General features: G+C 63.1%; 7 protein-coding genes. 4 read left to right on the top strand and 3 right to left on the bottom strand.

Annotated elements, in window-relative coordinates:
• The 3 genes from HCZ87_RS19305 to HCZ87_RS19295 form a co-directional block, all read right to left on the bottom strand.
• A partial coding sequence (locus HCZ87_RS19305; RefSeq protein WP_167646516.1) for an MATE family efflux transporter occupies nt 1-1,317 on the bottom strand: 1,317 nt, incomplete at its 3' end.
• A 28-nt stretch (nt 1,318-1,345) separates the two neighbouring features.
• Nucleotides 1,346-1,864 carry a PaaI family thioesterase gene (locus HCZ87_RS19300; RefSeq protein WP_167646514.1) on the bottom strand — a complete coding sequence of 173 codons (519 nt, stop codon included), beginning with the start codon at nt 1,862-1,864 and terminating at the stop codon, nt 1,346-1,348.
• Entirely contained in the window at nt 1,861-2,283 is a 423-nt protein-coding gene (locus tag HCZ87_RS19295) for a PaaI family thioesterase (protein ID WP_167646512.1), read from the bottom strand. The genes HCZ87_RS19300 and HCZ87_RS19295 overlap by 4 nt, the downstream gene beginning before the upstream one ends.
• Nucleotides 2,284-2,431: 148 nt before the next feature.
• Here HCZ87_RS19295 and HCZ87_RS19290 point away from each other — a divergent pair, with 148 nt between their 5' ends.
• The 4 genes from HCZ87_RS19290 to HCZ87_RS19275 form a co-directional block, all read left to right on the top strand.
• Nucleotides 2,432-2,800: a MerR family DNA-binding transcriptional regulator gene (locus HCZ87_RS19290; protein WP_167646510.1), complete on the top strand. Its 369-nt coding sequence runs from the start codon at nt 2,432-2,434 to the stop codon at nt 2,798-2,800.
• 59 nt (nt 2,801-2,859) lie between these two features.
• A complete protein-coding gene (locus HCZ87_RS19285; RefSeq protein ID WP_167646509.1) occupies nt 2,860-4,059 on the top strand; it encodes a glycosyl hydrolase family 8 in 1,200 nt (399 codons plus the stop codon).
• A gap of 137 nt (nt 4,060-4,196) precedes the next feature.
• Complete coding sequence (locus tag HCZ87_RS19280) at nt 4,197-4,598, top strand: MerR family DNA-binding transcriptional regulator (RefSeq protein ID WP_167646507.1); 402 nt, start codon at nt 4,197-4,199, stop codon at nt 4,596-4,598.
• A gap of 51 nt (nt 4,599-4,649) precedes the next feature.
• Nucleotides 4,650-5,920 (top strand): acyl-CoA dehydrogenase family protein (locus tag HCZ87_RS19275; protein ID WP_167646505.1); only part of this gene is annotated, 1,271 nt, incomplete at its 3' end.

Raw genomic sequence — 5,920 nt, 5'->3', positions numbered from 1 at the left:
GGCAACCACCCTTGCCTCCAGTCGCCAATAGCGCGCCAGCAAGGTCACAGCCCGGGTCACATTCAGCACCATCAGCGCCAACCAGAGCCCGTGATTGCCAAGAAGCGGCACCAAGACCACCAGAGACAACCCGTAGATCGCCACCGACTGGATCATCGCGATGCGCATGTCGCGGGTCCAGGTCGCCCCGATATAGACTCCATCCAGCATATAGCTCGCGACGCTGACCAGGGGCGCCAGCGCCACCCAGATCAGATAGTGCCGCGCGGCCTCCCGCACCTCGGGCGCGGTGGTCATCAGGTCAATAACCGCCCCGCCAGCGCCCCAGAACATCAGCGTCAGAGCGGCCGCAAACCCCAGCCCCCAATAGCTGGCCACCAGACCGGCGCGGCGCAAACGGCGGACATCGCGTGCGCCGACGGCGCCGCCCACCAGAGCCTCGGCGCTAAAGGCAAAGCCGTCGAGCGCAAAGGCGGTGATCTCCAGGAATTGCACCAGCACCTGATTGGCCGCCAGCGTCACATCGCCCATATCCGCACCAAGAAACAGGAAAGTGGTGAAGGACAGCGTCAGCAGCACCGAACGCACCATGATGTCACCATTGACCTGCATCATCCGGCGGATGCGGACACGGTCAAAAATCCGCGCCCAATCATGCCATTGATCGCCACCAAAGGCCGAGCGACACAGCCAGAGCCCCAGAAATATGCCGCTCCATTCGGCGATCAAAGTCGCCGTGGCCACGCCCTCGACGCCCCAACCGAGCCCCAGCACGAACCACAGATCCAACAGGATATTGAGCCCGTTCATCCAGATTTGCAGCAAAAACACCGCCCGGGTGCGCTCCATCGCGATGAGCCAGCCGGTCACCGCATAGAGCCCGATGGTCGCGGGCGCGCCCCAGATGCGGATCTCCAGATAGGCGCGCGCCAGCCCTTCGACCTCGGCGCTGGCCGGGGCCAGGGCAAAGGCGGCCCAGAACACCAGCGCTTGGGCCACCACAAAGAACAGCCCCGCAGCCCCCGCCAGGATCAAGCCGCGCATCAGCAAAGCGCCGGTCTCGGCGACATCGCCCGCGCCGCGCGCCTGTGCTGCCAGCCCGGTGGTGCCCATGCGCAGGAAGCCAAAGACCCAGTAGATCGTCGACAGGATCACCGCCGCGATCCCCACCGCCCCGATCGGCGCGGCCTGTCCCAGCTGGCCAACCACCCCAGTGTCCACTGCGCCGAGGATCGGCACCGTGGCATTGGACAGCACGATCGGCAGCGCGATCTTCAGCACCCGGGCATTGGTGATCGCCCCTGTATCCTGCGACATCGTTGATCGTCCTTGGAGTGTCCGCGCCTCAGCGCTCGGTGACGAGCGCCTGCGGCATCAGGAAATGCCCGGTCGCCTGAGCAAAGAGCTTATCCTTGTGATCCTGCCATCCCGCCACATGCACCGAGGCATAGCGCCGACCGGAGCGATTGACCGTCGCCCGCGCATAGGCATCGCGCGGCAGGCCCGAGCGTAGGTAATCGACCGTAAAATCAATGGTCTTGGGCAGGCGCGGCATCTGCCCAGCGCTCAGCCCCTCCAGCTCCAGTTCACCGGATTCAAACTGCGGCCAGAGATGGAACCACTGCAAGGTGATCACGGCCGTGACCTCCAGAAAGGCCGCCGTGGCGCCGCCATGGATCGCTGGCAGCGTCGGATTGCCGATCAGCGCATCATGGTAATGCAGGGTGGAGGTCAGCTCATCGCCGCGTCGCTCGAAGGTGATGCCGAGAAAGCCGATATAGGGCACCGACTGAACCAGCGCGCTGAGCGCCGCGTCGCGGCGTTGCTTGACCACCTGAACCGGCTCTGGGGGGCGACGTTTCATTCTGCACGCTCCACGGTAAAGGCACCGGAAGCGGTGGCGACCGGGGTTTCGCTGGCCTCGTCCATTGCCACCGCCCGCACGAAAGCAACATTGCGGGCCATGTGATGACAGGTCGCGGTGGTGGTGATCGCATGGCCCGGCGTCGCCCCGCGCATATATTCGATGCGCAGATCGATCGTCGCGGTGCTGTTGGGCAGGCTTGGATGACACATCACCGCCGCCCCGCAACAGGTGTCCATCAAAGCCGAGACCGCGCCGCCATGGATCACCCCGGTTTCCGGGTCGCCAATCAGTTTCTTGTCATAGGGCATGACGATCACCGCCCGCCCCTCGCCGATCTCGCGCAGCTGCATCCCCAGCGCCTTTGAGTGCGGAATCGCCTCAATAAACTGGCGCGCCTGTGCGACCTTGTCTTCCATGCGATGCTCCTTGACCGGCTGTCGGTCATTTATTCCCCGCCCGGCGCATAAGCGCAAGGGCAAGCGCGAGGACAGGCACGCGGACAGGCAAACTCCTCGTTGCACCGACCGGTTCAGTTGCATAGGTTGCGGACGAAGGAGAAGACCGATGTCCGAGAAAACACTGTCGTTCAAAGAGATGTGCGCCGCCTTCGATGTGACCCCGCGCACCCTGCGCTATTACGAATACATCGAACTCTTGCAGCCGGAACGACAGGGCCGGTCCCGTTTCTATGGCCCGCGCGAACTGGCGCGGATGAAGCTGATCCTGCGCGGCCGCAAATTCGGTTTTCAATTGGAAGAGATCCGCCAATGGCTGCTGATCTATGAAAACGAAGGCAATGAGGCGCAAAACCGCGCCTTTATCGAGATGGCCGACCGCCAGCTGAAGGAGCTGGAAACCCAGCGCCAGCAAATCGAAGAAGCGATGACCGAATTGCAGGATCTGCGCAGGGTGACGCTGGACCTATTGGATTAACCAGCCCCGGCTCGCAGATCATGATGCGGTGACTGGGTGAACAGAAAACGGAGTTCCCCATGCCGCGCGTATTATTTGCCATGCTGCTGTTGTTCCTGACCGCCCTGCCGCTCTCCGCCGATCCCTACTACCCCTCTGCGTCCAAAGCCTCGCGGCTGGCCACGCTGGACAGTTTCTGGGCGCAGTGGAAGGCAACCTATCTGCGCGAGGGCTGCGGCGGCGCCTATGTCGATATCGCCGGTGATGGCAAGGCCACCTGGGGCGGCAGTGCAAGCAACACGCTCACGGTATCTGAGGCACATGGCTATGGCATGCTGGCGCTGGTGCAGATGGCTCCGCGCGACCGCAGCGCCCGGCGCCTGTTTGATGGGTTTGTGCGCTTTTACAACCTGCACCCGGCGGCCTCCGACCCCGGCTTGATGGCCTGGAACCAGACCCGCGATTGCCAGGATGCGCCAGATGGCGGCGATGCCTCTGCCACGGATGGCGACCTTGATATCGCGCTTGCCCTTCTGCGCGCCGACCAGCGCTGGGGCGGCTATGGCGCCGCCGCGCGCAAGGCCCAGACCGCGATCCTTGCGCAGGATGTGAGCGACGACAATATGATGCGGCTGGGCGACTGGGCGGTAGACGGCGCCTATGGGCATTCTTCGCGCGCCTCCGATTTTATGCCCGCGAGCTTTGCTGCCTTTGCGGCGGCTGGCGGGTCCGATGCCCGCCGCTGGCGCGCCATTCGCGACCGGGGCTATAGCGTCTGGACCGATCTGTCCCGTCGCTATGCAGGTCAGACAGGTCTGGTGCCGGATTTCCTGGTGCAACTCCCCGATCATCCCCGCCCTGCCAAGGCGCATTTCCTTGAAGGCGCCGACGATGGCCGCTTCTCGTGGAATGCGCTGCGCTTCCCCTGGCGCCTGTCGCTCGACTACCTGGAAACCGGCGATCCCCGCGCCAGGGCGCATCTGCAACGGATCAACGGCTGGATCCAGGGCGCAACCCGGGGCGACCCGCAGCGCATCGCCAATACCTATCGGCTCAATGGCCGTGGCGTAGGCCGCGCGGGCAAGGGCTCTGCCGCCTTCATCGCCATGTTCGCCGCCTCCGCCGTGGCCGGCAGTGGCAAACCGGAGGCCGATCAAGCCTGGAGCGATGCGCTCTGGCAGGCGCTGAATGCGGTGCCGCTAGAAGACGCAGATTACTACGGCAATACGCTCAAACTGCTGGCGATGATCGCCCTCGCAGAACAGGGCCCGCACCGCTGATCCGGCGTGGGCGCCCTCACCTGACGTCATGGTCAAAAATGACGCAGCGTCGAAGTTACGTAAACGTCAACTTCATGTTGTAACCTAGGAACAGCCGCGCTTAAGTTGACGCAGATGCAACCAACGTAACGTGATCCATGAGTGAAGACACCAAATCCATTCGCGAGATGTGTGACGAATTCGATGTCACCCCGCGCACCCTGCGCTTTTACGAGGCCAAGGAGCTGCTGTTCCCGATCCGCGACGGGCAAAAGCGGCTGTTCACCAAACGCGACCGGGCCCGGCTCAAGCTGATCCTGCGCGGCAAGCGCTTTGGTTTCAGCCTGGAAGAAATCCGCCAGTTGCTGGACCTCTACCATACCGGCGATCAGCAGCTCACCCAATTGAGCCGCACCTATGAGATCGCCCAGGAGCGCCTGGCCGATATGGAACGCCAGCGCGCCGAACTGGACGAGGCCATCGCCGATCTCAAAGACCAGCTGAAATGGGGCGAAAAGATCATCGCCTCGATGAAAACCAGCGCCGAAGCCGCAGAATAGCGCGCCCGGACCCAAACAAGACAGATCCAACGCCAACCGACGAGGACCAAGATGCCGAGCTACACCGCCCCCACCAAGGACACGCAATTCGTCCTGCATGACGTGCTGAACATCAAGGAGGCCGGAATTCCCGGCTACGAGGAGTTGGATCGCGACTTTACCGGTGCGGTGCTGGAAGAGGCCGGCAAAATCGCCCGCGATGTGCTGCACCCGCTGAATGTGGTGGGCGACACCGAAGGCTGTCGGCTGGAAAACGGCATGGTCTATACGCCCACCGGCTTCAAGGCGGCGTTTGAACAGATGAAAGAGGGCGGCTGGCCCGGTCTGGACATGCCAGAGGCTTACGGCGGCCAGAACATGCCCTATGTGATGGCCACCGGCGTTGGCGAATATTTCTCCGCCGCCAACCAGGCCTTCACCATGTATCAGGGTCTGACCCATGGCGCGGCCTCGGCGATCCTCGCCCATGGCACCGAGGAACAAAAAAACACCTATCTGCCCAAGATGGTCTCCTGCGAGTGGACCGGCACCATGAACCTGACGGAGCCCCATTGCGGCACCGATCTCGGCCTGATGCGCACCAAGGCGGAACCTGCGGGCGATGGCTCCTATAAGATCACAGGCCAGAAGATTTTCATCTCCTCCGGCGATCATGACATGTCCGACAATGTGATCCACCTGGTGCTGGCCAAGATCCCGGGCGGGCCTGAGGGCATCAAGGGCGTGTCGCTGTTCATCGTGCCGAAGTTCATCGTCAACGAGGATGGCACGCCGGGTGAACGCAATCCCGTCTCCGTCGGCAAGATCGAAGAGAAGATGGGCATTCACGGCAACTCCACCTGCGTGATGAACTACGACGGCGCCACCGGCTGGCTTCTGGGCACCGAGCACAAGGGCATGCGCGCCATGTTCACCATGATGAACGAGGCCCGTCTGGGGGTGGGCATGCAGGGCCTGGCCCAGGCCGAGGCCGCCTATCAGAACGCGCTGGCCTATGCCAAGGACCGGCTGCAAGGCCGTGATGTCACTGGCACCAAGAACCCAGACGGCCCCGCCGATCCGCTGATCGTGCACCCGGACATCCGCCGCAACCTGATGGATCAAAAGAGCTTTGTCGAAGGGGCGCGCGCCTTCATCCTCTGGGGGGCCACCCTCATCGACAAGGCGCATCGCGGCGAGGACAAGGCCGCCGACGGGCTGATCTCGCTGATGACCCCGGTGATCAAGGGCTTTCTTACTGACAAGGGCTATGACATGACCGTTCAGGCCCAGCAGATCTACGGCGGCCATGGCTACATCGAGGAATGGGGCATGTCGCAATA

Source organism: Phaeobacter sp. HF9A, assembly GCF_011806385.1.
Classification (GTDB): Bacteria; Pseudomonadota; Alphaproteobacteria; order Rhodobacterales; family Rhodobacteraceae; genus Epibacterium.
Note: the sequence above shows the minus strand (reverse complement) of the source record. Positions and strands in the feature narration are given on the sequence as shown.